Here is a 25103-nt window from a genome sequence, read left to right as displayed (position 1 = left end):
ATTGTCATTTCATAAAAGGCATGAATATGAAAAGATATGAATGACAAATAAATGCGATTGAAATTATAGAATACAATGAAAATATTCAAATTTGGTGGTGCTTCTGTCAAAGATGCTCAGGGAGTTAAAAACGTAGTTAATGTGTTGCAAACTGTAGGGTATGAAGATACCCTTATCGTTATTTCGGCAATGGGGAAAACTACAAACGCATTAGAAGTGGTCATTAAAAATTACTTCGATAAAAGCAATGAATTACAAGCGTCAATTCAAGAAATTGTCAAGTATCATAATGAAATACTTTTAGAGTTATTTCCTAATGAAAATCACCCAATATTTAAAAAAGTAACAAGTTTTTTTGAAGAACTTAAAGGTTTTTTAGGCAGAAACAAATCGCCTGATTACAATTATGTATACGATCAATTGGTGTCGTTTGGTGAATTGATTTCTACAACCATTGTCAGTGCTTATCTAAATACGGTTTCTATTGAAAACATGTGGCTAGATGTACGCGAAATGATAAAGACCGATGCAAATTATCGTGATGCTAAAGTTAACTGGGAACAAACTCAACAAAATATCAAGCAAAACGTGCAAAAAACTAAGTTGCACATTACCCAAGGATTTTTAGGAAGTGATCCAAATAACTTCACGACAACGTTGGGTAGAGAAGGTTCTGATTATACTGCGGCAATATTTGCCTATTGTTTAAATGCAGAAAGTGTAACCATTTGGAAAGATGTGCCAGGAGTTTTAAATGCTGACCCAAGGTACTTTGAAAATGCGCAATTATTGCATAATATTTCGTATCGCGAAGCAATCGAGCTGGCATTTTATGGAGCTTCAGTAATTCATCCAAAAACATTGCAGCCATTGCAGCGTAAAGAAATTCCGCTATATGTAAAATCTTTTATCAATCCAACCGATAATGGAACTGCTGTGGCAAAAGGAACAGGAATAGAACCTAATATTCCTTGTTTTATTGTAAAAAAGAATCAAGTACTCATTTCTTTGTCATCATTAGATTTTTCATTCATTGTTGAAAATAATATCAGTGAAATTTTTAAGCTGTTGCATGATTGTAAAATGAAAGTAGATGTTATTCAAAATTCAGCCATAAGCTTTTCCGTTTGTGTAGATAATAAATTTAACAATTTAGAAAAATTACTTAGTGCTTTGCGTTCAAAGTTTAAAGTAACGCATTATGAAAATGTATCATTATATACAATTCGACATTTTACAGGTTTGGCAATTGAAACACTTAAAAAAGATAAGGAAATTCTATTAGAGCAACGTGCAGAAAAAACGATTCAGCTAGTTGTTAAATAAAGTCGGGCAAATTAAGGTTGTTTTCCTATATTTGTAATTCGCCTTAAAAAAAATATATGGGATTGGTAACTGCAAAAGAAGTTGCAAAAGCAATCAAATTAGATAAGTACGGTTTCATTGGAACCTTCATTGGTTGGATTCTAATGAAAGTGTTGCGTATCTCCGATTTGAATAAAATTTACGACAAGCATAAACATTTGGATGATCTTGAGTTTTTGAATGCCTTGTTGGACGAATTCCAGATAAAATTTGAAATTCCTGATGAAGATTTAAAACGTCTTCCTAAAGATGGTGCATATATTACGATTTCAAATCATCCGTTAGGAGGAATTGATGGGATTTTGCTGCTAAAACTCATGATTGAACAGCGACCAGATTATAAGATTATTGCTAATTTTTTATTACATCGCATCGATCCGTTGAAGCCGTATGTAATGCCTGTTAATCCTTTTGAAGATCATAAAGAAGCCAAGTCGAGTATTGCAGGATTCAAGCAATCTATTAAGCATTTAAGAGAAGGAAAGCCATTGGGAATTTTTCCTGCTGGAGAAGTTTCAACATATAAAGATGGACGATTGATTGTAGATAAACCTTGGGAAGAAGCGGCGATGAAATTGGTTCAAAAGGCAAAAGTTCCTGTTGTGCCGATCTATTTTCACGCAAAAAACAGTCGTATTTTTTATCGTTTGTCAAAAATTAGCGACACATTCAGAACAGCAAAATTACCTTCTGAGTTATTGACTCAAAAAAACAGAGTAATCAAAGTTCGTATTGGAAAACCAATTCCTGTAAAAGCACAAGATGAGCATGAAAATCTTTCCGATTTTACTGAATTTTTACGCAAAAAAACATACATGCTTTCCAATACTTATGAAAAGCAAAATTTATTGAGTAAAGTTCCTACATCTCTTAAAATTCCTAAACAACCCAAAAAAATAATTACGCCAGTTTCTGCCAAACTTATTGAGCAGGAAGTTCAGGAGTTAACACAAAAGCATCATCTACTAACTAGTAAAAATTACCAAGTATATTTAGCTGAAGCTGCTGAAATTCCAAACGTATTACGTGAGTTAGGACGATTGAGAGAAATTACTTTTCGCGAAATTGGAGAAGGAACAAATCAAGCGATTGATTTAGATCAATTTGATCATTACTATCATCATATGTTTTTATGGGATAGTGATGCAAAATGTATTGTGGGAGCATATAGAATGGGATTAGGAAACCAAATTTATTCTCAATACGGAATTGATGGATTTTATTTACAAGACTTATTTCGTTTTGAACCAGAGTTGCATAAAATGATGAGTGAATCAATCGAAATGGGTAGAGCATTCATCATTAAAGAATATCAACAAAAACCAATGCCGCTATTTTTACTATGGAAAGGAATTGTACATACTACATTGCGCTATCCAGAACATAAATACTTGATTGGTGGTGTAAGTATTAGTAATCAGTTTTCGAACTTCTCTAAATCGTTGATGATTGAATTCATGAAATCTCATTACTATGATCCATACATTGCACAATATATTCATCCTAAAAAAGAATTTAAAGTCAAATTAAAAGATGCTGATAAAGACTTTATTTTTGATGAAACGGAGGCAGATTTGAATAAGTTTGATAAGATTATTGATGAACTTGAGCCAGGGAGTTTGCGTTTGCCAGTATTAATCAAAAAATATGTAAAACAAAATGCTAAAGTAATCGCCTTTAATGTTGATCCATTATTCAATAATGCGGTAGATGGACTTATGTATATTCGTATAGCGGATCTTCCAGAAAGTACAGTAAAACCAGTGATGGAAGAGTTTCAGGCGGAACTAGAACAACGATTAAACGAGCAAGAAGAAGAATAAATCTGAACGCTTCTTTATATAACTACATAAACGTTCATACACGTTAAAAATAGAAAACTACATGAAAATCATTTCGTATAATGTAAACGGAATTCGTGCTGCAATTAAAAAAGGTTTTTTAGAATGGTTGCAACATGCTAGTCCAGATGTGCTTTGTATTCAAGAAACCAAAGCTCATAAAGAACAATTAGATCTTGAAGCTTTTGAAAATGCGGGCTATCCTTATCATTATTGGTACAGTGCGCAAAAAAAAGGATATAGCGGCGTGGCTATACTCTGTAAAGAAAAGCCTAACCATATACAATACGGAACAGGTATAAAATATATGGATGAAGAAGGAAGAAATTTACGTGTTGATTATGATGATATCTCAATAATGAGTATGTATTTGCCATCTGGAACCAATGATGCTCGCTTGAGTTTTAAATTTCAATACATGGACGAAATTAAAGAATATTTAACCAGTTTGAGAGCGGAAATTCCAAACCTTGTAGTTTGTGGAGATTATAATATTTGTCATGAAGAAATTGATATCCACAATCCGAAAATGAAAGGTGTTTCAGGGTTTTTGCCTGAAGAACGTGCTTGGATTGGAAGTTTGATTGATAGTGGTTTTATTGATTCATTTCGTCACCTCAATAAAGAACCACATCACTACAGTTGGTGGAGTTATCGTGCCAATGCGCGGGCAAATAACAAAGGCTGGAGAATTGATTATAACATGGTGGCTGAACCTCTAAAAGAAAATATTACTAGAGCGGCCATTTTGCCTGAAGCAAAACATTCAGATCATTGCCCTATTTTAGTAGAAGTTAGCGTGTAAACTTGTAAAATTTGACATTTCCTTCTACACGTAGATGGTAAGGTATCGATACTCGCTTTTTAAAAATTGTCATTTCTGCGTAAACAAAAGCCTATTTTGTAAAAGAACTTAAACTATTGTCTTTATTCTTAATGTAAAATCATTAAAACTGAAAATGAAATACACAAAAATCCCTCATACCGATATAAAAGTTAGTAAAATTTGCTTAGGAACCATGACATGGGGAAATCAAAACACCGAAGCCGAAGGTCATGAGCAAATGGACTATGCACTAGAGCAAGGAGTAAATTTCTTTGATACTGCAGAGTTGTATCCTGTGCCTGCGACAGCAGAAACCTATGCGGAAACAGAACGTATTATAGGAACATGGTTCAAAAAATCGGGAAACAGAGATAAAATAGTGCTAGCAAGTAAAATTGCAGGACCAGGCGATTACACAGCACATATCAGAACGAATGGGTTTAAACCAGCAGCAATAAAAGATGCAGTAGAACAAAGCTTAAAACGCTTGCAAACAGATTATATAGATTTATATCAATTGCACTGGCCAGAGCGAAATACAAACACATTTGGACAACGTAATTATGAACACGATCCTAATGATGCTTGGGAATATAATTTCCATGTAAGTTTGGCAACTTTAGAGGAATTAATCAAAGAAGGAAAAATTCGTCAAGTAGGAGTTTCTAATGAAACACCTTGGGGAACAATGCGCTATTTGCAAGAAGCCGATAAAGGTTTACCAAGAATGGTTACAATCCAAAATGCATATTCGTTGTTGTGTAGAGGTTTTGAAACAGGTTTGTCTGAAATATCTATGCGTGAAGGAATAGGTTTATTAGCGTATTCACCAATGGCGTTTGGTGTGCTTTCTGGAAAATACTTAGGAGGAAAACAACCTGAAGATGCGCGTTTGACTTTATTTCCACGATTCGCACGTTATAGTAGTGCAGAGGCTACGCAAGCAACGGAACGTTATCAAGTACTGGCGCAGAAGCACGGATTAAGTCTTGCGCAAATGTCGTTGGCATTTGTAAATCAGCAGCCATTTGTGACAGGAAATATTATTGGAGCTACGAAAATGGAACAGCTTAAGGAAAATATAGCGAGTATTGATATCGAATTGTCACAAGAAGTGATTGATGGGATTAATGAAATTCATAGTAGTATTCCGAATCCAGCATCGTAAATAGGTTGTCAATTAGTTGTTTCTGTTGAATTAATTTCAGTAGACTGTAATAGCTTCAGGATTTTTTAGGAGTATAATGCTAAAACAAATGTGCTACTAATTCCTCAATTTGAGAAATCAATACGATGCGAATTTTGGTGTTTTTTAAAGAAATTTTGTTGTGCTTGGAAGCAAAAAAAGTAGTAAAACCGAGTTTTTCAGCTTCCAAAATTCGCTGATCAATTCGATTTACAGGGCGAATTTCTCCAGCGAGACCAATCTCAGCAGCAAAACAATTTGTTTTGGAAATTTCCTCATCTTCATTGCTTGATAAAATAGCAGCTATGACAGCCAAGTCTATTGCGGGGTCATCAATGCTAATTCCTCCTGTGATGTTTAAAAAAACGTCTTTGGCGGCGAGTTTAAATCCAGCTCGTTTTTCCAAAACTGCCAACAACATATTCAATCGTTTGGCATTATAACCAGTCGTACTTCGTTGAGGTGTTCCGTATACAGCAGTGCTAACCAAAGCTTGGATTTCAATCATCAATGGTCGTGCGCCTTCTAAAGTAGCAGCAATTGCCGTTCCGCTGAGTTCGTCAGCATTTTTAGAAATGAGTATTTCGGAAGGATTGCTCACTTCGCGTAAACCATCCGAAAGCATTTCATAAATACCTAATTCAGAAGTTGAACCAAAACGATTTTTTAGTGATCGTAAAATACGATATACATGATTGCGATCGCCTTCAAACTGTAAAACGGTATCAACCATATGTTCTAAAATCTTTGGTCCCGCAATATTTCCATCTTTAGTAATATGACCTATCAAAAAGACAGGAATACCACTTTCTTTGGCAAACTTAATCAGTTCTGTCGTGCATTCTCTAATTTGTGATATACTACCTGCTGACGATTCTATATAATCTGAGTGTAATGTTTGGATAGAGTCTATAATGACAATATCTGGCTTTACTTCGGCAATTTGCTTGAATATATTCTGAGTTTTTGTTTCTGTTAGCACAAAACAATTTGAGTTGTGATGGTGGATGCGCTCCGCGCGCATTTTTATTTGCTTTTGACTTTCTTCTCCAGAAACATAAAGCGTTTTGTATGGTAGCTTTAAAGATATTTGCAATAAAAGTGTGCTTTTTCCAATGCCTGGTTCGCCTCCAAGTAAAATAAGAGATCCAGGAACAATACCGCCTCCCAGAACTCGGTCAAGCTCATAATCTGAAGTAGGTAAGCGTTTTTCATTGGAAGCACTGATTTCATGAATCAAGGTTGGCTTAGCCACTCTTGAGGTGCTTTTTTCTTTTGTTTGCCAATTAATCTTTTCTTCCTTTTGAACAACTTCTTCAACGATTGTATTCCACTGTTTACAAGAAGAACATTGTCCTTGCCATTTAGTAAATTGTGTTCCGCAGTTTTGACAGAAAAAAGAGGTTTTTACTTTTGCCATATTACCACCCGAAATCTTGTTTAAGTTTATCTGCTTTATCAAGCATAAGATCTTTAGTAATAAAATCGATAGGATTCATACTAAACCCATTTTGATACATGCGCAATGCTTTTTTAGGAGCTTCGGTTTTTTCGTAATATTCTCCCATAAAAAAGTGAAATAATGCTGTGTCAGGATATTCTTTTTTTCCAAGTTTTGCCAACAATTTCAAGTCTTCTGTGTTTTTTTCGTCCCTGCGTACAGCAGAATAAATAGCCATAAAATCGTTAACGGTAACGCGTTTTTCAAAGCCAAAAAGATTTTTAATAGTTTCGTATTTATCATTCAAATACAAATAAGGAGAAGTTGTTAAGTTAAGAATTTTTTCCTTGTATTCTTTTACGCTAATAGGGCGATACATTGAAAAAATTTGGCTCATAGCTCTAGGAATTGCTTGTACGGCTAAAGAGTTGTGGTTGGCCTCTGTAAAATCATCGTAATAATAGAAAATATTTTCGTTTTTGAGGTTTTTAAGCGTAGCATTAAATGCTCTAATTTTGGTAGCTGATTTTTTAGTATCTTCTTCTGCTGTGGCTAAGTAATAAAATTTTTTCTTTTCAAATTCTTCCAAACGTTTTGCAATGCGTTCTTCCATTTTTGGAGCGAATGATGGGCTCAAGTTAATGTAGGCGTCAAAAAGAGGAGCTTCTTTCAATAGGTAGTAATTAGCAAAATTTGCTGTTAAATCGTGCCCTATAATCATTTTAAAGTTTGCAGTATTGTAATTTTTTTCCACAAACGGAATCAATTCCATGCCAATGAATTCAAAAAACTGATTTCCTTTGTCTTTGGGTAACCCATTGTCATCATCATATGCTACGTCTTTTTCACGGTCTTCGGTTTTGTATTGGTTTATGCCAACAACAATTGATTCGGGCATTTCGTCCCAATAGCTATAAAAGCGTGTATTGGCAACAACACTTTCAAAGAGATAATGTGCGTCAAGAACAACAATAATTGGATATACTTTTTCTTCAGAATACCCTTCAGGAATGTACAATTGGATATCGCGAGTTTCGTTTAATTTTTTTGAACTGAATTGCTCAACTTTGACTTGTGCTGTTGCTAATGAAAAACTCATAAGCGCAACGAAGAACATTAAAAAATGTTTCATAGTGAAGATAGGTTAGTTTAGAATAGCAAGGTAAAAATTATTTTTTGCTATTGAAAATAGGCAGATAAAGAAATGACAATCCTCCAAGAATAATTATCATTAAAGTTTGTGACGCCCACATAATCCAACCAAAAGCTTCACTGGGAACTTTAGGGATGGCAAAAAGCGTAAAAGCACTAGCAACAGCGATTGGATATAAGCCAATTCCTCCGTTTGTAGCGGCAATGCTAAAGCTTCCAGCGATGAATCCAATGAGAATAGCTCCAGCAGATACTTTTCCATGTAATTCTTCTACAGATAGCATAGTAATGTAGAACATTAAGATGTACATAGCCCAAATGAATAATGTATGAAAAATAAATCCCCATTTATTTTTCATTTTTAAAATGCTTGTGGCGCCTTCATATATTCCCAAAACGAAGTTCTTAATCTTCAGGGCGATTCCTTTTTTTGCCTTTTTAATAAAAATGATGAATGCAATTCCACCAATTACTAGGGCACTAAGTAAAAGGGCAATTTTTGTAGGATCAAACTTTTTCATTAAGATGTTCCAAATAAAATCAAATTGCACAAAAAGCGTGACAATAATCACCAGAAGCATTATGATTAAATCGGCTACACGTTCAGCGACAATCGTTCCAAACCCTTTTTCAAAAGGAACATCTTCATAATTTGTCAATGTTAAAGCTCGTAAAGCTTCTCCAGATCTGGGAATTCCAAGATTGGCTAAATAAGCTATAAAAACAGCCATAACACTGTTTGGATATTTAGGTTTATAGCCTAAAGGGTCTAGCATGTACTGCCAGCGATATGCTCGTGATAAGTGACTTAAAATCCCGCAAAGAACGCCTAATGTTACCCAAGTATAATTGGCGTTTTTAAAATGTTTTATAAGCTCGTCAATAGGTGTTTTTGACAAAGAGTACCAAACTAAAAAAACTCCCAAAAAAAGTGGGAGTATTATTTTTAGTATTTTTATGGTAGATTTTTTCAACTATGTAAGTGTGTTATCTGCTTCGTTAGGGAATACCAATGAAGGTTTGAATTTTTTGGCTTCTTCGATATCCATCATGGCATACGTGATTAATATCAATACATCTCCTTTCGCTACTTTTCGAGCTGCAGCACCATTTAGCGTTATTTCACCACTTCCTCTTGGCCCAGGAATAGCGTACGTTTCAAGGCGTTCACCATTGTTATTGTTTACAATTTGAACTTTTTCTCCCTGAATAATATTAGCAGCGTCCATAAGGTCTTCGTCGATCGTGATGCTTCCGATATAGTTCAAGTCAGCTCCTGTGACTTTTACTCTGTGTATCTTCGATTTTACTACGTGTATTTGCATGGGGCAAAGTTAATGATTTTAAAGTTTTTAATTCAATGCAATATTGTCAATTAGTCGAATGTTTTCGATAAAAGCAGCAATGAATATGCGATATGTTTCGTTTTTTGATTTTCTTTTAACGGTTTTGAGATTTTTGCTATTAGCAATCTCAACATATTCCAGTGTTAAAAGAGGGTGTTTTTCAAACTGCTCTTGAACCCATTCTTTAACTTTAGTAGCACTTTTTGTGCCAAACTTTTCTTTAGCTTTTAAAAGAGTTTGATAGATAAAAGCACTTTCTTTTCTTGCTTCATCAGACAAGCGTTGATTTCGTGAGCTCATAGCAAGTCCAGAAGCTTCTCTGTAAATCTCACTTCCTACTACATTTACTGGAATGTGGTACTTTGAGACAAGCTTTTTGATAATCATTAATTGTTGGAAGTCTTTTTCGCCAAAATAAGCATTGTTAGGAGTAACAATTTCAAAAAGACGCTTTACAATTGTGCCAACACCATCAAAATGTCCAGTTCTAAATTTTCCTTCCATTTCAAACTCGAGTCCATCATAGCTGAAATTTTCGGCTTTAACCTCTTTTTTGTATATATCTTGTACATTTGGAGCATATACATATATATTTTCACCTACCGTTTTTAATAAGTCTACGTCGGCGTCTAATGTTCGAGGGTATTTTTCTAAATCTGAAGAATTGTCAAACTGTGTTGGGTTTACAAAAATACTGACAAATACAATATCATTATCAGTCATTGCGTTCTTTACCAGTGATAAATGTCCTTCGTGTAAGGCACCCATTGTAGGAACAAAACCAATCGTTTTATTTTTCAATTTTAGTGTTTGTACGAATGACTTTACGTCGTTTTGAGTATAAAATGTAGTCATTTTGGAAAAAATTAACAGCGTGCAAACTTAATATATTACTGTTAATCTGCATAATTTTTGTAATTTTGCATGTTTTACGCTGAATCTTAAAATGGAAAAGTATTTTTATGAATAATAAAAGAGTCTTATATGTTTCATCAGAAGTAGTACCTTATTTACCAGAAACGGAAATCTCATCCATGTCGTTTGAGGCTCCTAAAATGGTTAATAGTCAAGGTGGGCAAATTCGAATATTTATGCCGCGCTTCGGAAACATCAACGAGCGAAGACATCAACTACACGAAGTAATTCGTTTATCAGGAATGAATTTAGTAATTAATGATATGGATATGCCACTAATCATTAAAGTAGCTTCCATTCCTAAAGAGAGAATACAAGTATATTTTATTGATAACGAAGAATATTTTAAACGTAAAGCTACGTTTACCGACGAAGATGGAAATTTATTTCCAGATAATGATGAGCGTGCAATCTTCTTTGCTAAAGGAGTAATTGAAACTGTGAAAAAATTAAATTGGGCACCAGATATCATTCATGTTCACGGATGGATGGCTTCTTTATTGCCTTTGTATTTGAGAAAATACTACAAAGACGAACCATTGTTTACAGATAGTAAAATTGTTACTTCTGTATACAAACAAGAGTTTGAAGGAACTTTAGATAATGAAATGCTAAATAAAATCAAATTTGATAATATTGGTAATGGCAACGTAGAGATACTTGCTGAGCCAAACTACTCTAACCTTCTAAAAGTTGCGGTAGATCATTCAGATGCGGTTGTAGTTGCATCTGAAGAAATTCCTACTGATATTCAAGAATATCTCACCAGCCTTGACAAGCCAGTTCTTGAGTATAAAAACAGTGAAGAATTTGCCGAAGCATACACTGATTTTTACAAAACAAAAGTTTTAAATTTAGGTTAACAGATTATTACACTTATGAACAAATTTAAAAAGACACTTGCTAGTGGCTTATTGGTGCTTTTTACAGTGCTTGGCTTTGTTGCTTGCGATGATGATTTTAGTACAATTGGAGATGAAGTTATTGAAAACAATAACTTTTCCACAGAACTGTATGTTGATGCCAAAGTGCGTGCCTACAACAAACGGTTAAATCCTATTCAAACGAATGGACTTCCTGTGTATCAATTAGGTAAAAATGTAGATCCTGTTTATGGTACTACATTTTCTAGTTTAACAGTGCAAGCGAGTTTGATTGATGGATCCGAAAACCCTGAGTTTGGAGATAAAAGTCAAGCAGAGGAAGATGAAGATCTTACTGATTTTGAAGAAAATGAATTGGTAACAGAAGTATGGCTAAACATTCCGTATTTTAGTTCGAGTACAATCAATGATGATGGAGAAACAGAAGTTGAAGTAGATTCATTATATGGAAACATAACGCAGCCTTTTACATTACGTGTTCAAGAGCTTACCTATTATTTGCGTGGAACTGACGAAAATGGTGATCCACAGGCATACTTTTCAGATGAAGATTATTCAGGTTCTTTAGGAGTTACTCTTTTTGAAGATACTGCTTATACAATTGATACAGATCCAATCGAAGTGATTGAGGTAGATGCTAGCGGACAAATTGTGCGCGATGAAAATGATGAGCCAGTTATAGAGGAAACGTTGTCGCCGCGTATTCGAGTGCCACTAGATACCGATTTTTTCCAACAACGTATTATTAATAACGAAGGGAGTATAGATTTATCTAATAATAATGTGTTTAGAGCTTCTGATTTATTCAGAGGAATTCATATTACCGCCGAAAATACAGATGCATTGATGTTATTGGATTTTCAAAATGCTACTATTCAGATTAAATACGTGTATCAAAAAGTAAATACACAAGGAAATGATGACCCTTCAGATGATCAAGTTGAGCCAGAAAAAGCTTTTTTTAATTTAAGTTTATCTTCTGCAAATATTATTAATACGTTTAACACGCCAACTTTTACGCAGGATGTTACTGCAAGTGAAGAAAATCTATTTTTAAAAGGTGGTGAAGGATCTATGTCTGTAATTGAGCTTTTCGGACCAGATACAGATGGAAACGGTATTGCAGATCAGTTGGAAGAAATTCGTGAAAACGGTTGGATTATCAATGATGCAAATTTGGTGTTTTATGTAAATAATACCATTCAGGTTGATAATGCGCAAGATCCACAGCGTATTTACCTTTATAATATGAATGACAATGTTCCTTTGGAAGATTATATTGTTGATCAAACTGTAAACCCTTCTTCTCCATCCTTGTCAAAAGCAATACATGGAGGAATTTTGGAGCGTGATGAAAATGGAAATGCACTTCGTTATAAAATTAGATTAACGGAGCATATGAATAATGTAATACGTAAGGATTCAACTAACGTAACACTTGGGTTGGTTTCTTCTTCAGATATTCGTGTAGCTACGAGTGGGCAAATAAAAACAGGAACATCTCAAAAAGAATTCATTCCTACAGTTTCTAATATGAATCCATTTGGAACTGTTTTGCATGGAAGTACATTGGCAACGCCAGAAGAAAAAAGGTTAAAACTGGAAATATTTTATTCAATACCAGAAAGCAATTAATATCAATAAGTAATAAGAAATTATGTGCGGAATCGTAGGTTATATAGGTCACAGAGAAGCATATCCTGTGGTGCTAAAAGGATTAAAAAGACTTGAGTACAGAGGATATGATAGTGCAGGTGTTGCTATATATGATGGAAAAAACATCAAACTGTCCAAGACTAAAGGAAAAGTTGCCGATTTAGAAGATCGTGTAAAAAAAGAAATCACTGTGGATGGTTCCTTGGCGATTGGGCACACACGATGGGCGACTCACGGAGAGCCAAATGACGTTAACTCTCACCCACATTACTCAAATTCTGGAGATTTGGTAATTATTCATAATGGGATTATAGAAAATTATGATCCTTTAAAACAAGAGTTAAAAAATAGAGGATACACATTTAAATCAGATACAGATACGGAAGTATTAGTAAATCTAATAGAAGATGTAAAGAAAAACGAAAATGTTAAGCTTGGAAAGGCGGTTCAAATTGCTTTAAATCAAGTAGTAGGAGCTTATGCAATTGCTGTTTTTGATAGAAATAAACCAGACGAAATTGTAGTTGCTCGTTTAGGAAGTCCGTTGGTGATTGGTGTAGGTGAGGAAGAATTTTTTATAGCGTCTGATGCTTCTCCTTTTATCGAATACACGAACAATGCAATCTATTTAGAAGATGAAGAAATGGCCATTGTTCGTAGAGGAAAAAAAGTAAAAGTTCGCAAAATCAAAGATGATTCTTTGGTAGATCCATATGTGCAAGAATTGCAATTGAATCTTGAGCAAATTGAAAAAGGTGGTTATGATCACTTTATGCTGAAAGAAATTTATGAGCAGCCGCGTGCAATTTTAGATACCTTCAGAGGAAGAATGCTTTCAAATGAAGGAATTATCCGTATGGCTGGAGTGGATGATAATATTGAGAAATTTTTAAATGCCAATCGAATCCTAATTGTAGCTTGTGGAACATCTTGGCATGCAGGATTGGTAGCAGAATATGTTTTTGAGGAACTAACTAGAACTCCTGTAGAAGTAGAATATGCTTCTGAATTTAGATACAGAAACCCTGTTATCACAGAAAAAGATGTAGTGATTGCTATCTCACAGTCTGGAGAAACAGCAGATACATTGGCAGCAATCAAATTGGCCAAAAGTAAAGGAGCTTTTGTGTTTGGAGTATGTAATGTGGTAGGTTCTTCTATTTCAAGAGAAACACATGCTGGAGCTTATACGCATGCTGGTCCTGAAATTGGTGTAGCTTCAACAAAAGCATTCACCACGCAAATTACTGTATTAACATTAATTGCGCTAAAACTAGCACACAAAAAAGGAACAATATCTACTTCTGAATTTCATACGTACCTATCGGAAATGGATGCTATTCCTGCAAAAGTTGAAAAAACATTGGAATCGGACAATCATGTCAAAACTATTGCAAACATCTATAAAGATGCAACCAATTTCTTGTATTTAGGGCGTGGATTTAACTTTCCAGTGGCACTTGAAGGGGCATTAAAGCTTAAAGAAATCTCTTATATTCATGCGGAAGGATATCCTGCTGCTGAAATGAAACATGGTCCTATTGCTTTAATCGATGAACAAATGCCTGTAGTAGTTATTGCAACGCGTAAAGGGCACTATGATAAGGTGGTAAGTAACATTCAGGAAATAAAATCGAGAAAAGGAAAAATTATTGCTGTTGTTATGCAGGGAGATCAAACCATCAAGAAAATTGCAGATTATGTGATTGAAATTCCTGAAACTTTAGAGTCGTTAACGCCTTTATTAACAACAATTCCTTTACAATTATTGTCATATTATATTGCGGTAATGCGTAATTGTAATGTAGATCAGCCTAGAAACTTGGCAAAATCGGTAACAGTAGAATAACGATAATTTATTAACACTTTTTTTAGAGATACTTCAAAAAAAGTGTATATTGTTCTCATAATAACTAAACCAAAAGACTTATGAGAACCTTTTTATCAATTATGGCGATGTTGGTTTGCGTAGTGATGTGTGCGCAAACCAATGTTAGCGGAAAAGTTGTTGATGAGAATAACCTTCCAATTCCTGGAGCGAATGTTGTCGTTGTAGGTACATCCTCAGGAACAATTACCGATTTTGATGGAAAATTTAAACTTACTACATCGTTACAACCTCCTTTTAAACTTCAGGCTAGTGTTGTAGGATATGAAACTGCTACGGTAGACATTACCTCAAATAATCAAGAAGTAACAATCACTATAAAAGAAGGAACTCAGCTTGATGAGATTGTTCTTTCTGCTTCTAGAACACCTGAAAGGATTAGAGAGTCACCAGTGTCTATTGAGCGCATGGATGCTCGTGAAATTAAAAATGCTGCAGCACCAACGTATTATGATGCTTTAGAAAACCTGAAAGGTGTTGACGTAAATACAAACAGTTTAACGTTTAAATCGGTAAATACTAGAGGTTTTGCTACGTTTGCTAACACGCGTTTTATGCAGTTAGTTGATGGAATGGACAATTCTTCCCCAGCATTAAACTTTGCCTTAGGGAACTTATTAGGAATGTCTGAGTTGGATGTAGCAACTGTAGAATTACTACCAGGAGCTTCTTCTGCATTATATGGAGCAAATGCTTTCAACGGAATTATGTTTATGCGTAGTAAAGATCCGTTCCAAGAGCAAGGAATCAGTTTTTATGCAAAAACAGGAATGACTTCATCTGAAAATGCAGGGGATAACAATTTTGTTGATTTTGGATTAAGAGCGGCACATGCTTTTAATGATAAAATAGCGATGAAGGCTTCGTTCTCCTTTTTAAAAGGGACAGAATGGTTTGCTACAGATTATACCAATTACAATGCTTCAACAGGAGATGCAATTGCAGGAACAAGAGCTTCTGATCCGAACTATAATGGATTAAATATCTATGGAGATGAAGTGTCGACAACCTTAAACTTTGATGCGATTGCTATGACACCAGCAGGAACTTTTGGTTCTTCTGCAGTATCTAGAACAGGTTACGAAGAGCGTAATTTAATGGATTATGATGCGGAAAGTGTGAAAGCTGATTTAGCATTACATTACAAACCTTGGGCTAATGACTTTACTGTAATATGGAATTCTAAATTTGGTAGAGGAAATACAATCTATCAAGGAGCAAATAGATATTCTATCAAGAATTTCTTCATGCAACAGCATAAATTAGAAATTCGCAACGACAATTTCTTTATCAGAGGGTATGTAACAGCAGAAAAAGCTGGAGATTCATACGATACACGTTTTGCTGCAATCAATGTAAATAGAAGATGGAAATCTGACCAGCAATGGTTTACAGAATATGCAACAGGATATTTGGGAGCAATTACAGGGGCAATTCCTGGTGTAACTCCTGGAGATCCTGCGGTAGCACATGCATTTGCTAGAGGATTGGCTGATACAGGACGTTTTGAACCTGGAACGCAGCAATTCAGAAATGCATTAAACAGTGTAACTGCTGATGGAGATTTGTTAACAGGGGCAAAATTCATTGACAACACAAAATTATATCACTCGGATGTGAATTATAACTTTTCTCACTTAATTGATTTTGCTGATATTCAAATAGGAGGTTCGTATAGAGAATATGTGTTAAACTCTGAGGGAACTATCTTTACCGATTATGACGGACCAATTCGTTATGATGAATACGGAGCATATTTACAGGTGCAGAAAAAATTTATGGAAGATAAATTAAAATTCACAGGGTCTATCCGTTATGACAAAGCTCAAAATTTTGATGGAAACTTCTCTCCAAGAGTATCGTTGGTATTTTCTCCTGACGAAGCTAAAAAGCATAATTTTAGAGCTTCTTTCCAAACAGGATTCCGTAACCCAACTACACAAGATCAATACATCGGATTAGATGTAGGAAATGCAATTTTAGTAGGTTCGGCACCTGATAATTTAGCTCGTTACACTACCAGACCAATCACTAATAATTTCCCAGCAGGATTGGAAGCTTTTGGTTTAGATAGAACTGTTACATTAACAGGAAATGATGCGTACAACAATTCATATACATTAGCTTCTTTTCGAGCTTTTGGTGCGAGTGCAGCTGCAGGAGCTCCAAACCCAGCATTGCTACAAAAGGCAAATGTAGAATTTGTAAAGCCAGAAAAAGTATCAGCTTTTGAAGTGGGATATCGTGGAATTGTTTTTGACAATGTTTCTGTAGATGTAAGTGCATACTATAACCAATACAAAGATTTCATTGCGAACAGAACTGTAATTGTTCCAAATTATGGTAATGTAGATTTATCTGATATTACAGATTTAACTCCAGTTGGTGGAGGACCAACACCAAATGCGTTAATAGCAGCGGCAAATGGTGATTTTACTCCTTTCCAATTATACTCTAACTCGAATGCAGATATCAGCTCTTATGGTGCTGCAATAGGAATCAACACAAAAGTATTTGATGACTTTGATTTCGGAATTAACTATACATATGCAAAATTAGATTTTGATCAAGCAAGTGATCCTGATTTCGAAACAAACTTCAATACACCAGAACACAGAGTAAAAGCTTCATTTGGAAATGCAAATTTATTCAACAACTTTGGATTTAATGTTAATTGGAGATGGAACGATGCTTTTATGTGGGAATCTACTTTTGCAGACGGAATGGTAACAGCACGTTCTATATTTGATGCGCAGATTAACTATCGCTATAAAAAATCTACTTTCAAGCTAGGAGCGGCAAACGTTCTTGGGCATGAGTACGAAAGTGCTCCAGGAGTTGGTACTATTGGTTCTCAATACTACATTTCATGGATAATCAACTAATAGAAATATAATAATAATGAAAAAGCTGCCATTTGGCAGCTTTTTTTTATGAACAATACAGCGTAAACTGTTTACTATTGTTTCCTTATTCTGATTAGCATTGTGCAGTTGCACAGTCACATGCTGAATAATCAGATGGACGAGAAAAGCAAATAGGCTTTACAATGATAGATGGACATTCAAAAACGTTTGTAACTAGAGTTCCACCAACTAATTCGTTTGTGTCAAAGTTAGAAATTGATTTTTTGTTTAAGTTTAACGATTTAAGATTTCTTTTTTTCATAATGTATGATTTCTAAAATAATATTAAAAGTGAACACTTAAAGACGCTCACTAATACGTCTATTCTTCGCGAAAGAATATTGTTTAAAAAACATCAGTTTTAATAGGTAATGATGCTTTTTGTTTCGGTTTTAATGTTTTTTATATAAAATGCTTGTTTGATATTGAATTCAAGAAGAGAAAAATATTTTTTGTACAAAGTGAAATCATAAAAGAAGTCTTGTAAAAATGTGTTTACAAACATCGTGTTTTTATATTTCGATATACAATATAAAGTCCCCATATCTTATAGTTCAAAAAAAAGAGATTTGTTACCCAATATTTTTCTATTTTTTTGAAAAAATAAATAAAAAACAAGATGAGGTTGATTGTGAGATATTTATATATTGAAAGATAAGAGCAAAAAAAATGCGAACTCGAGTTCGCATTTTATAGAAGTTTATTGGTTTATCCTTTCTTGAATACACAGCAATTAGAAAAGACTGGACTAGAAGTTTCTCCTCCTTTTATTTTTTCAACATTCAAGTTAGAAATTGACTTTTTGTTTAAGTGTAAAGATGCAATACTTCTTTTTTTCATAATTTTTGAATTAGTATGTTATTTTTCGATTCTGTACAAGAATCCCCCATAATTTATAGTTCAAAAAAAATGATTTTGTTACCCTATATTTTTCACTTTTTTTTAAAAATAAAAAGGTAAAGTTTAATTTTTTAAGGTCTTAAATCGTACTCTGAAGATGCTTTCTTTTTCTATAAATAAATACTAATAGTAATAGCGCACCCAAAACAATACCGATAATCCAGTACGTGTAATTGAATAATGAGAATACAATAGGTTGCGTGTCTCCTAGCACATAAAAACTTCCCCAATAAAAAGGAGCATTGGTAAACGAATCTGTTTGTGCTAAAAAATCAATTTTTGCTTGTTGTAAAGCTTTGTGTTTAGGCAATCCAGCTTTGATATGCTTGTAGAAATAACGCATAAATTCAGGAGTCGTTTTATCTGAAATTTCCCATCGACTCAACAATAAACTTTTGGCGCCTGCATATTGAAAAGCATTTCCTAAACTTTGAATGCCTTCCGCTTTGTTGACTTTTCCGTTTCCTGTATTGCAAGCACTTAAAACCACCAAACTAGCAGGAATATGAAGATTGTACAATTCATGCACAAATAAGGTGTCATCTTCTTCATCGCTTCCTTTAGAAAAATAGATTTTCAAATTATTGGAATTTTGGTTGTCAATATCACCGTGAAGCGCTAAGTGAATAATTTTAAACTTTGCGGCTTGTTCCTTAAAATTTGCTTCATTTGCCTTTGTTCCGTAAAAATAGGAGCCTTCTAAAATTTTTGAAATCTCAGCAATTTCTTTTCGTGTGCCTGGCAAATCTATTTGAGAGTTTCGCAAATCTGATAATGAAATTGCAGAAGAAACCACATGAATACTGTCTCTGCTGGTAAATGAAAATGCAATACAATCATTTTGTATGCTTTTAACATTCTTACTTTCAGTACTTTCAAACAATAAGCTTGCAGAATTTGCATAACTAATCGCGTAGTCGTGCAAAAGATAAGCATCTGTATTTGACTCTTGGGTTAGCAATAGGTCAAACTGTAAATGCCAAAGTGATTCATCAGGAATGATAAGAAGTTCGTCGCCAACAAAATAATTCCGAATAGGAGCAAGCAGTTGTTTGTATAAATGCACTGAACGTTCAGTAAATTTTTTAGTGTCTTTTTGTACGATTGCGTTATTGAATTCATTAATTTGATTGTCCAAATCTTCAATTTCCAATTTTTCAACTCGAAACGTATTTTTTGTGACGATAAATACATACAGCATGTTATGGTTTTTAAAAAACTCTAACAAGGTGGTTTGGTCGTTTAATTTTTCTTGAAGATTTTGAAGCGTAATTACACGATCTTCATATTTGAGTTTATAGTACTTTGGCAACGTGTGTTCAATGCTTTTTTCGAGGGAATCTTTTCGTTTGGAAAGATCAAAAAATGCACCTTCTAATGTATATAGTAATATGCTATCAGCGTCTTTTTTGGTAGATTCAACAAGAATTTTAGACTGCAACACTGCAAGTTCGTCGTTGATGTTTTTTTCTAAATTTAAAATATCTTCGTGAAGATGAATTTGGCGCTTTTGTTCTGTGTTTTTCAGCAACGATCGCAATACATACGCTTTGCTTTGTTCTGAAGCTGTAAAAGCAGTTTTTAAAGAAGAATCATCTTGGTATAATTCGTAATGCGCTAACGAAGTGTAAATATTTTTTGCATACAATGCCTTTATCGTTTCCGAAAACTTAATTTTATCTGCATAATTGCGCTTTGATGAACGTGTTAATTTGATAAGAGAAATCGCTTCTGTGTAATATTGAATACTTTCTTCTAAATACTTTTTGTCTTTTGTGTTTTCATAAAGATGTAATAAAATATCCGCTTTCGTTTTTGTGTTTTCTAGCGGCATGTCGGTGTCCACATAGCTTTTAGCAGAAAAACGATTGGTGTCCGTAATTTGCACCAATTGATTGCCTTGAATGGCTTTTTGATTATACGCCAAAGCTTCCTCAAAATTTTGTAATCCAGTATAAATTTTGGCAATATTATTATATATTTTAATGGTGCTTGTATTCTGCGTTCCGTAAATTCGCTCTCTAATCTCCAGCGATTTTTGATAATAATGCAACGCTTGTTGTAAGTCTTCTATTCTATAATTAATGTGTCCAAGATATTCATACAAATACGACACTATTACATAATTTACTTTTGGAGCATTCAAGCTAATGGCAAGCGCTTTTTCAAGATACGGAATTCCGCGTTCGTCTCCGTAAATATTTCCAAGTTGGCTGTACGGAAAAAACATTTTTGGATGTGATGCACCGTAAAAATGTGTGCCTAACTCTAAGGTTTTTTTCGTATGAAATAAGGCTTTTTCAATTAAATTTTGATTAAAATATACCGTGCCAATATTAAAATGAATTCGTACTTGTTCGTCATGATTATCTATACCGTAATTTTGAATGCTTAAACTCAGTGCTTTTTTATAATATTCTAAGCTTTCGCCAAATTCCTCTCTAATCGAATAAATCAATCCTATTTCATTATACACCTTTCCAAAATACGGATGCTCTTTTTCATAAACTTGCTGAGCCAACTGCAATGTTTTTTCAAAATACGACAACGCTTCACCGTTTTCACCTAAATCGTACTTAATCTGCCCTTTCAATTCCATAATATCTGCATGCAAAATGGTGAGCTGAGGCGACTTTTCGGCTGTAATAGAAATAGCAATGTCCAAATTTTCTACTGCTTCGGGCAACTTTCGGTTGGTGTGTAATGCAATAGCATAATTCAAATATGAATTTACCAACGCAAGTTTTTCCTCTTTAAAATGTGTTTGTCGAATTTCCAATGCTTCCAAAGCATTTTTAAGAGCCTCTTTAGGTTTTCCAATAATGCTTTCAATAGTAGCTAAGTTTTCCAAAGCGGTTGCTTTTTCCCTTTTTCCAACCTCTTTTGCTTTTTCACTATATACCAAAGCTTGTTGTGCATACGAATACGATTGCATTAACTGCGATTGCGAAAAAAAGGCTTTTGCTAAGGCATTGTAGGAAGCTGCAATGTGTAGAAAATCTTGCGTTTCTTCTGAAGTCTTCAATGCTTTTTGAAACAGTTGAGTCGCATCGAGATACTTTCCGTAAAACAACAAGTGGTTTCCTTCATTTATATAATCGGAAGCAGTTGCTAGTTTCTCTTGCGCTTGTAAAAAAGTGTTTGTTCCAAATAAAAGGAATGCGCACGCCAAAAAAATAATTTTTCGCATTTATTCTTTAAGTTTAATTTCTTGAGTTGCTTCAGAAGGGAGTTTTAAAAGAAGTGAAGCTTCTTCAGTTTTATGTTGATCCAAAAATATAAGACCGCGATACCATTTTGCAATTTTAGGTGCGGTTGTTGCCACAGAATCTAAAGTTGCCAATGCAGTTTCCGTGTGATGCAATCGATAATGCGCCAACGCACGCATTAGCAAAATATCTTTATATTGATTATTAGTTGTGCGATATGGTTTCAACGTGCTTAACACGCTATCATACTCTTGATGCGAATAATAATACAAAGCTTTTTCTAAAGAAATCTTAACAGTATCCGTAGCATTGCTTCGCAAAGCAAAATCCAATCCTATATTTTTATCCCAAGCTCTTTTTGATGCCGCAGCATAATCAATAGCTGTATTGCTTGAAAAATACCAAAATGCAGAGATACAGAAAATCAACAATAAGGAAGCAACTTTTAAAATAAACGACAAACTAAAAGTGTGTTTTCCTGATGATTTCGAGGCTTGTTGTTTGTGATGTTCAATAGTTTCGGCAATCGTTGTTTTTAATTGTTGAGTTTCTTTGCTCTCAAGTATTTTTTTATAGGCAACTACTCTCGCATTTTTTTCATTGGTTGCAAAACTCCAATAGGAATCACCTAAAACTTCAAATAATTGTTGTTCTAAGATAACATGTTCTTTAAAAGACGCATCAGAAGCCATTCTTGTCATAAAAGAAGTGCGTTCTTTGTCAGAGAGCGTATTTTTTAAAAATTTTTCAATCAATATATCATCTTCGATTTTCATACATCTTTTAAATTATCATAACGATTGTCCTTTTTAATAAGCTCAACCAACCGATTTTTGCACTTAAAGATACGTTGTCTTACGACACTTTCAGAATTATAGTTAAACATACGCATTAAAACATCATACGGAGTTTTTTTAAAAAATAATTGTAGTAGTTGTTTGCAGTTACTGGAGAGCGCTGCTAGTTTTTCAGTAAAAAGATCATGTCTTTCCTGTTCAACAATTGCAAAGGCATTGTCAGTTTCATCAGGTAGATTATTTAGCAATTCTGGGTTATGGGTTATGAGTTTATTGGTATTCAATTCTCTTCGCCATAAATTTTTACATACCATAAAAAAATAGTTCTCAAAAGAGGTATGAATATCAAACGGTTCTTTCTTGTAACGAACAATAAGTTGTAACAATGCTTTTTGAAAAATATCGTCTGCATCGCCCAAGCGGCCATTATTATTCAATACATAACGTTCAATTTTTGGAAAAACTTTTTGGTACAACAAAATAATCTCTTCTTGTTTTCCGTGAGACAGGTTTTCTAAAAAAAGAATCGTTTTTTGTGACATTAGTGGCTATCAATTTTTATCGTTCAAGTATTAAATGAATACTATTAGTAGCGTATCAATGGCTTGATTTTTTTGGGAGGCGAAATATAAAAAGAAAATCATAGATTTTTGGGACAATAGTTTTTAAAATTAAGTGCATTTTATCAATTTAAAAACCCGAGAAGACTTATGAAAATGCGTAGAAACAAAAGGTTTTTAAGTAATTTTGAAAAATCATTACAAAACACTACTTATTTTAATTAATAAAATATATCTTTGCACCGCGAAAAAAGGTCATGTTTTAGTAGAAAAATAGAAAACCGTTTTTCAGTATTTAATAACCTAAACATTAAACACTTAAGTAATGTCAAAAGTTACAGGTAAAGTTGCACAAATTATAGGTCCTGTTGTTGATGTAGAATTCAGCGCTGGGAACGAACTTCCAAGAATTTATGATTCATTAGAAATAGCAAGAGAAGATGGTACTAAATTAGTATTAGAGGTACAATCGCATGTAGGAGAAAACACAGTGCGTACCATTTCTATGGATTCGACAGATGGTCTTAGTAGAGGTACTAATGTATTAACTACAGGAGACTCTATTAAAATGCCTATTGGCGACGATGTATACGGTAGATTATTTAACGTTATCGGAGACGCTATCGACGGATTAGGAGATTTGCCTAGAGATGGAGAAAACGGACTTTCTATTCACAGAGAAGCACCAAAGTTTGAAGATTTATCAACTTCTACAGAAGTTTTATTTACAGGTATCAAAGTAATCGATTTGATTGAGCCTTATGCAAAAGGTGGTAAAATTGGATTATTTGGTGGTGCTGGTGTAGGTAAAACAGTATTAATTCAGGAGTTGATTAACAATATTGCAAAAGGTCACGGTGGACTTTCAGTATTCGCAGGAGTAGGAGAAAGAACACGTGAAGGAAATGACCTTTTACGTGAAATGTTAGAATCTGGAATTATCAAATACGGAGATGATTTCATGCATTCTATGGAAGAAGGTGGATGGGATCTTTCAAAAGTAGATAAAGCTGCGATGAAAGATTCGAAAGCAACTTTCGTATTTGGACAGATGAATGAGCCACCAGGAGCTCGTGCGCGTGTAGCATTATCTGGATTGACCATTGCAGAATATTTCCGTGATGGAGCAGGTGATGGACAAGGAAAAGACGTACTTTTCTTCGTTGACAACATCTTCCGTTTTACACAAGCAGGTTCTGAGGTATCAGCACTTTTAGGACGTATGCCATCAGCGGTAGGATACCAACCTACATTAGCAACTGAAATGGGGGCAATGCAGGAGCGTATTACATCTACTAAAAAAGGTTCTATTACTTCTGTACAAGCGGTATATGTACCTGCGGATGACCTTACCGATCCAGCGCCAGCAACAACGTTTGCCCACTTGGATGCAACAACGGTATTGTCTCGTAAAATTGCAGAGCTTGGTATTTATCCAGCAGTAGATCCATTAGATTCTACTTCTAGGATTTTAACAGCCGAAATTTTAGGAAAAGAGCATTACGACTGTGCGCAACGTGTAAAAGAGTTATTACAACGTTACAAAGAGCTACAAGATATTATTGCGATTCTTGGTATGGAAGAATTATCTGAAGAAGATAAAATGGCGGTAGGACGTGCACGTCGTGTACAACGTTTCTTATCACAACCATTCCACGTTGCAGAGCAATTTACGGGAATTCCAGGAGTATTAGTAGATATTAAAGAAACGATCAAAGGATTCAACATGATTATGGATGGAGAATTAGATCACTTGCCAGAAGCTGCTTTCAACCTTAAAGGAACTATTGAAGAAGCAATTGAAGCTGGAGAGAAAATGCTTGCTGAAGCTTAATAAGTACTGAGAAATGAGGTTATAGCCGTGAAAAGCTGCAAAAACTCATCACTCGTTACTCAATACTAGAAGAATTAATTATGTATTTAGAAATTGTTACACCAGAAGCTACATTATTTAGTTCAGAAGTTGATTCTGTAGCTGTGCCAGGAATTAATGGAGAATTTCAAATGTTGAACAATCACGCACCGATTGTATCTCTTTTGAAAGAAGGAATTGTTAAAATCCATACGCATACACAAAGTCATCTTGAATTGGATGATTTGCATGGTAAAATTGTTCCTCACAATGATGATGATAAAGTTCTGACACTACACATTAATTCTGGAACTGTAGAAATGAAGGATAATAAAGTAATTGTATTGGCTGATTAATTATTAAATCAAGCAAACACGAT

The 25103-nt window shown here is 34.3% G+C and carries 20 protein-coding genes; 10 read left to right on the top strand and 10 right to left on the bottom strand.

What is annotated here, in order from left to right; all coding sequences use genetic code 11:
- Positions 1-75 precede the first annotated feature (75 nt).
- The 4 genes from AA088_RS01330 (at position 76) to AA088_RS01315 (ending at position 5200) form a co-directional block, all read left to right on the top strand.
- The gene (locus AA088_RS01330; RefSeq protein WP_046743124.1) at positions 76-1326 is read left to right on the top strand and encodes an aspartate kinase; all 1251 of its coding nucleotides are present in this window, start codon (positions 76-78) and stop codon (positions 1324-1326) included.
- 56 nt (positions 1327-1382) lie between these two features.
- A complete protein-coding gene (locus AA088_RS01325; RefSeq protein WP_046743123.1) occupies positions 1383-3188 on the top strand; it encodes a GNAT family N-acyltransferase in 1806 nt (601 codons plus the stop codon).
- A gap of 61 nt (positions 3189-3249) precedes the next feature.
- Complete coding sequence (locus tag AA088_RS01320) at positions 3250-4011, top strand: exodeoxyribonuclease III (RefSeq protein WP_046743122.1); 762 nt, start codon at positions 3250-3252, stop codon at positions 4009-4011.
- A 154-nt stretch (positions 4012-4165) separates the two neighbouring features.
- On the top strand, positions 4166-5200 hold the full coding sequence (locus AA088_RS01315; RefSeq protein WP_046743121.1) for an NADP(H)-dependent aldo-keto reductase: 1035 nt from the start codon (positions 4166-4168) through the stop codon (positions 5198-5200).
- A gap of 79 nt (positions 5201-5279) precedes the next feature.
- On the opposite strand, the gene radA is transcribed toward AA088_RS01315, so the two are convergent.
- The 5 genes from radA to panC are packed head-to-tail and all read right to left on the bottom strand — an operon-like array spanning position 5280 to position 10012.
- On the bottom strand, positions 5280-6638 hold the full coding sequence (gene radA / locus AA088_RS01310) for a DNA repair protein RadA (RefSeq protein WP_046743120.1): 1359 nt from the start codon (positions 6636-6638) through the stop codon (positions 5280-5282).
- Between the two features lies 1 nt (position 6639).
- The gene (locus tag AA088_RS01305) at positions 6640-7791 is read right to left on the bottom strand and encodes an alpha/beta hydrolase (RefSeq protein ID WP_046743119.1); all 1152 of its coding nucleotides are present in this window, start codon (positions 7789-7791) and stop codon (positions 6640-6642) included.
- 37 nt (positions 7792-7828) lie between these two features.
- Positions 7829-8785, bottom strand: a complete 957-nt coding sequence (locus tag AA088_RS01300; RefSeq protein ID WP_164484229.1) for a lysylphosphatidylglycerol synthase transmembrane domain-containing protein — start codon at positions 8783-8785, stop codon at positions 7829-7831.
- Positions 8786-9136, bottom strand: a complete 351-nt coding sequence (panD, locus tag AA088_RS01295) for an aspartate 1-decarboxylase (protein ID WP_046743117.1) — start codon at positions 9134-9136, stop codon at positions 8786-8788.
- A gap of 27 nt (positions 9137-9163) precedes the next feature.
- Positions 9164-10012, bottom strand: a complete 849-nt coding sequence (gene panC / locus AA088_RS01290) for a pantoate--beta-alanine ligase (RefSeq protein ID WP_046743116.1) — start codon at positions 10010-10012, stop codon at positions 9164-9166.
- Positions 10013-10119: 107 nt separating this feature from the next.
- Here panC and AA088_RS01285 point away from each other — a divergent pair, with 107 nt between their 5' ends.
- The 4 genes from AA088_RS01285 (at position 10120) to AA088_RS01270 (ending at position 17385) form a co-directional block, all read left to right on the top strand.
- Positions 10120-10935, top strand: a complete 816-nt coding sequence (locus tag AA088_RS01285; protein ID WP_046743115.1) for a glycogen/starch synthase — start codon at positions 10120-10122, stop codon at positions 10933-10935.
- Positions 10936-10950: 15 nt separating this feature from the next.
- Positions 10951-12591, top strand: coding sequence for a DUF4270 domain-containing protein (locus AA088_RS01280; protein ID WP_046743114.1), 1641 nt, complete (start codon positions 10951-10953; stop codon positions 12589-12591).
- Positions 12592-12613: 22 nt separating this feature from the next.
- Positions 12614-14461, top strand: a complete 1848-nt coding sequence (glmS, locus tag AA088_RS01275) for a glutamine--fructose-6-phosphate transaminase (isomerizing) (RefSeq protein WP_046743113.1) — start codon at positions 12614-12616, stop codon at positions 14459-14461.
- Positions 14462-14541: 80 nt separating this feature from the next.
- Positions 14542-17385: a TonB-dependent receptor gene (locus tag AA088_RS01270; RefSeq protein ID WP_046743112.1), complete on the top strand. Its 2844-nt coding sequence runs from the start codon at positions 14542-14544 to the stop codon at positions 17383-17385.
- Between the two features lie 94 nt (positions 17386-17479).
- Here AA088_RS01270 and AA088_RS01265 read toward each other — a convergent pair whose 3' ends face one another.
- The 5 genes from AA088_RS01265 to AA088_RS01250 form a co-directional block, all read right to left on the bottom strand.
- Positions 17480-17668, bottom strand: a complete 189-nt coding sequence (locus AA088_RS01265) for a hypothetical protein (protein WP_046743111.1) — start codon at positions 17666-17668, stop codon at positions 17480-17482.
- A gap of 446 nt (positions 17669-18114) precedes the next feature.
- Positions 18115-18246, bottom strand: a complete 132-nt coding sequence (locus AA088_RS18765) for a hypothetical protein (RefSeq protein ID WP_262494918.1) — start codon at positions 18244-18246, stop codon at positions 18115-18117.
- Between the two features lie 139 nt (positions 18247-18385).
- Positions 18386-21496 (bottom strand): CHAT domain-containing protein, encoded by a 3111-nt coding sequence (locus AA088_RS01260; protein ID WP_046743110.1) that lies wholly within the window; start codon positions 21494-21496, stop codon positions 18386-18388.
- A complete protein-coding gene (locus tag AA088_RS01255; RefSeq protein WP_046743109.1) occupies positions 21497-22291 on the bottom strand; it encodes a hypothetical protein in 795 nt (264 codons plus the stop codon).
- Complete coding sequence (locus AA088_RS01250) at positions 22288-22854, bottom strand: RNA polymerase sigma factor (protein ID WP_046743108.1); 567 nt, start codon at positions 22852-22854, stop codon at positions 22288-22290. The genes AA088_RS01255 and AA088_RS01250 overlap by 4 nt, the downstream gene beginning before the upstream one ends.
- Positions 22855-23197: 343 nt before the next feature.
- On the opposite strand from AA088_RS01250, the gene atpD reads away from it, so the two are divergent.
- Positions 23198-24706: a F0F1 ATP synthase subunit beta gene (atpD, locus tag AA088_RS01245; RefSeq protein WP_046743107.1), complete on the top strand. Its 1509-nt coding sequence runs from the start codon at positions 23198-23200 to the stop codon at positions 24704-24706.
- A gap of 80 nt (positions 24707-24786) precedes the next feature.
- Entirely contained in the window at positions 24787-25080 is a 294-nt protein-coding gene (locus AA088_RS01240) for a FoF1 ATP synthase subunit delta/epsilon (protein ID WP_046743106.1), read from the top strand.
- Positions 25081-25103 lie beyond the last annotated feature (23 nt).

Source organism: Kordia zhangzhouensis (genome assembly GCF_001005305.1).
Classification (GTDB): Bacteria; Bacteroidota; Bacteroidia; order Flavobacteriales; family Flavobacteriaceae; genus Kordia; species Kordia zhangzhouensis.
Note: the sequence above shows the minus strand (reverse complement) of the source record. Positions and strands in the feature narration are given on the sequence as shown.

What these genes read in the sequence shown, in the direction of transcription:
- AA088_RS01270 (WP_046743112.1), top strand. Translation starts at nt 14,542, where the DNA reads ATGAGAACCTTTTTATCAATTATGGCGATGTTGGTTTGCGTAGTGATG.
- glmS (WP_046743113.1), top strand. Translation starts at nt 12,614, where the DNA reads ATGTGCGGAATCGTAGGTTATATAGGTCACAGAGAAGCATATCCTGTG.
- AA088_RS01325 (WP_046743123.1), top strand. Translation starts at nt 1,383, where the DNA reads ATGGGATTGGTAACTGCAAAAGAAGTTGCAAAAGCAATCAAATTAGAT.
- AA088_RS01320 (WP_046743122.1), top strand. Translation starts at nt 3,250, where the DNA reads ATGAAAATCATTTCGTATAATGTAAACGGAATTCGTGCTGCAATTAAA.
- AA088_RS01285 (WP_046743115.1), top strand. Translation starts at nt 10,120, where the DNA reads ATGAATAATAAAAGAGTCTTATATGTTTCATCAGAAGTAGTACCTTAT.
- atpD (WP_046743107.1), top strand. Translation starts at nt 23,198, where the DNA reads ATGTCAAAAGTTACAGGTAAAGTTGCACAAATTATAGGTCCTGTTGTT.
- AA088_RS01265 (WP_046743111.1), bottom strand. Translation starts at nt 17,668, where the DNA reads ATGAAAAAAAGAAATCTTAAATCGTTAAACTTAAACAAAAAATCAATT.
- AA088_RS18765 (WP_262494918.1), bottom strand. Translation starts at nt 18,246, where the DNA reads ATGAAAAAAAGAAGTATTGCATCTTTACACTTAAACAAAAAGTCAATT.
- radA (WP_046743120.1), bottom strand. Translation starts at nt 6,638, where the DNA reads ATGGCAAAAGTAAAAACCTCTTTTTTCTGTCAAAACTGCGGAACACAA.
- panD (WP_046743117.1), bottom strand. Translation starts at nt 9,136, where the DNA reads ATGCAAATACACGTAGTAAAATCGAAGATACACAGAGTAAAAGTCACA.
- AA088_RS01255 (WP_046743109.1), bottom strand. Translation starts at nt 22,291, where the DNA reads ATGAAAATCGAAGATGATATATTGATTGAAAAATTTTTAAAAAATACG.
- AA088_RS01240 (WP_046743106.1), top strand. Translation starts at nt 24,787, where the DNA reads ATGTATTTAGAAATTGTTACACCAGAAGCTACATTATTTAGTTCAGAA.
- AA088_RS01280 (WP_046743114.1), top strand. Translation starts at nt 10,951, where the DNA reads ATGAACAAATTTAAAAAGACACTTGCTAGTGGCTTATTGGTGCTTTTT.
- AA088_RS01315 (WP_046743121.1), top strand. Translation starts at nt 4,166, where the DNA reads ATGAAATACACAAAAATCCCTCATACCGATATAAAAGTTAGTAAAATT.
- AA088_RS01305 (WP_046743119.1), bottom strand. Translation starts at nt 7,791, where the DNA reads ATGAAACATTTTTTAATGTTCTTCGTTGCGCTTATGAGTTTTTCATTA.
- AA088_RS01330 (WP_046743124.1), top strand. Translation starts at nt 76, where the DNA reads ATGAAAATATTCAAATTTGGTGGTGCTTCTGTCAAAGATGCTCAGGGA.
- AA088_RS01260 (WP_046743110.1), bottom strand. Translation starts at nt 21,496, where the DNA reads ATGCGAAAAATTATTTTTTTGGCGTGCGCATTCCTTTTATTTGGAACA.
- panC (WP_046743116.1), bottom strand. Translation starts at nt 10,012, where the DNA reads ATGACTACATTTTATACTCAAAACGACGTAAAGTCATTCGTACAAACA.
- AA088_RS01250 (WP_046743108.1), bottom strand. Translation starts at nt 22,854, where the DNA reads ATGTCACAAAAAACGATTCTTTTTTTAGAAAACCTGTCTCACGGAAAA.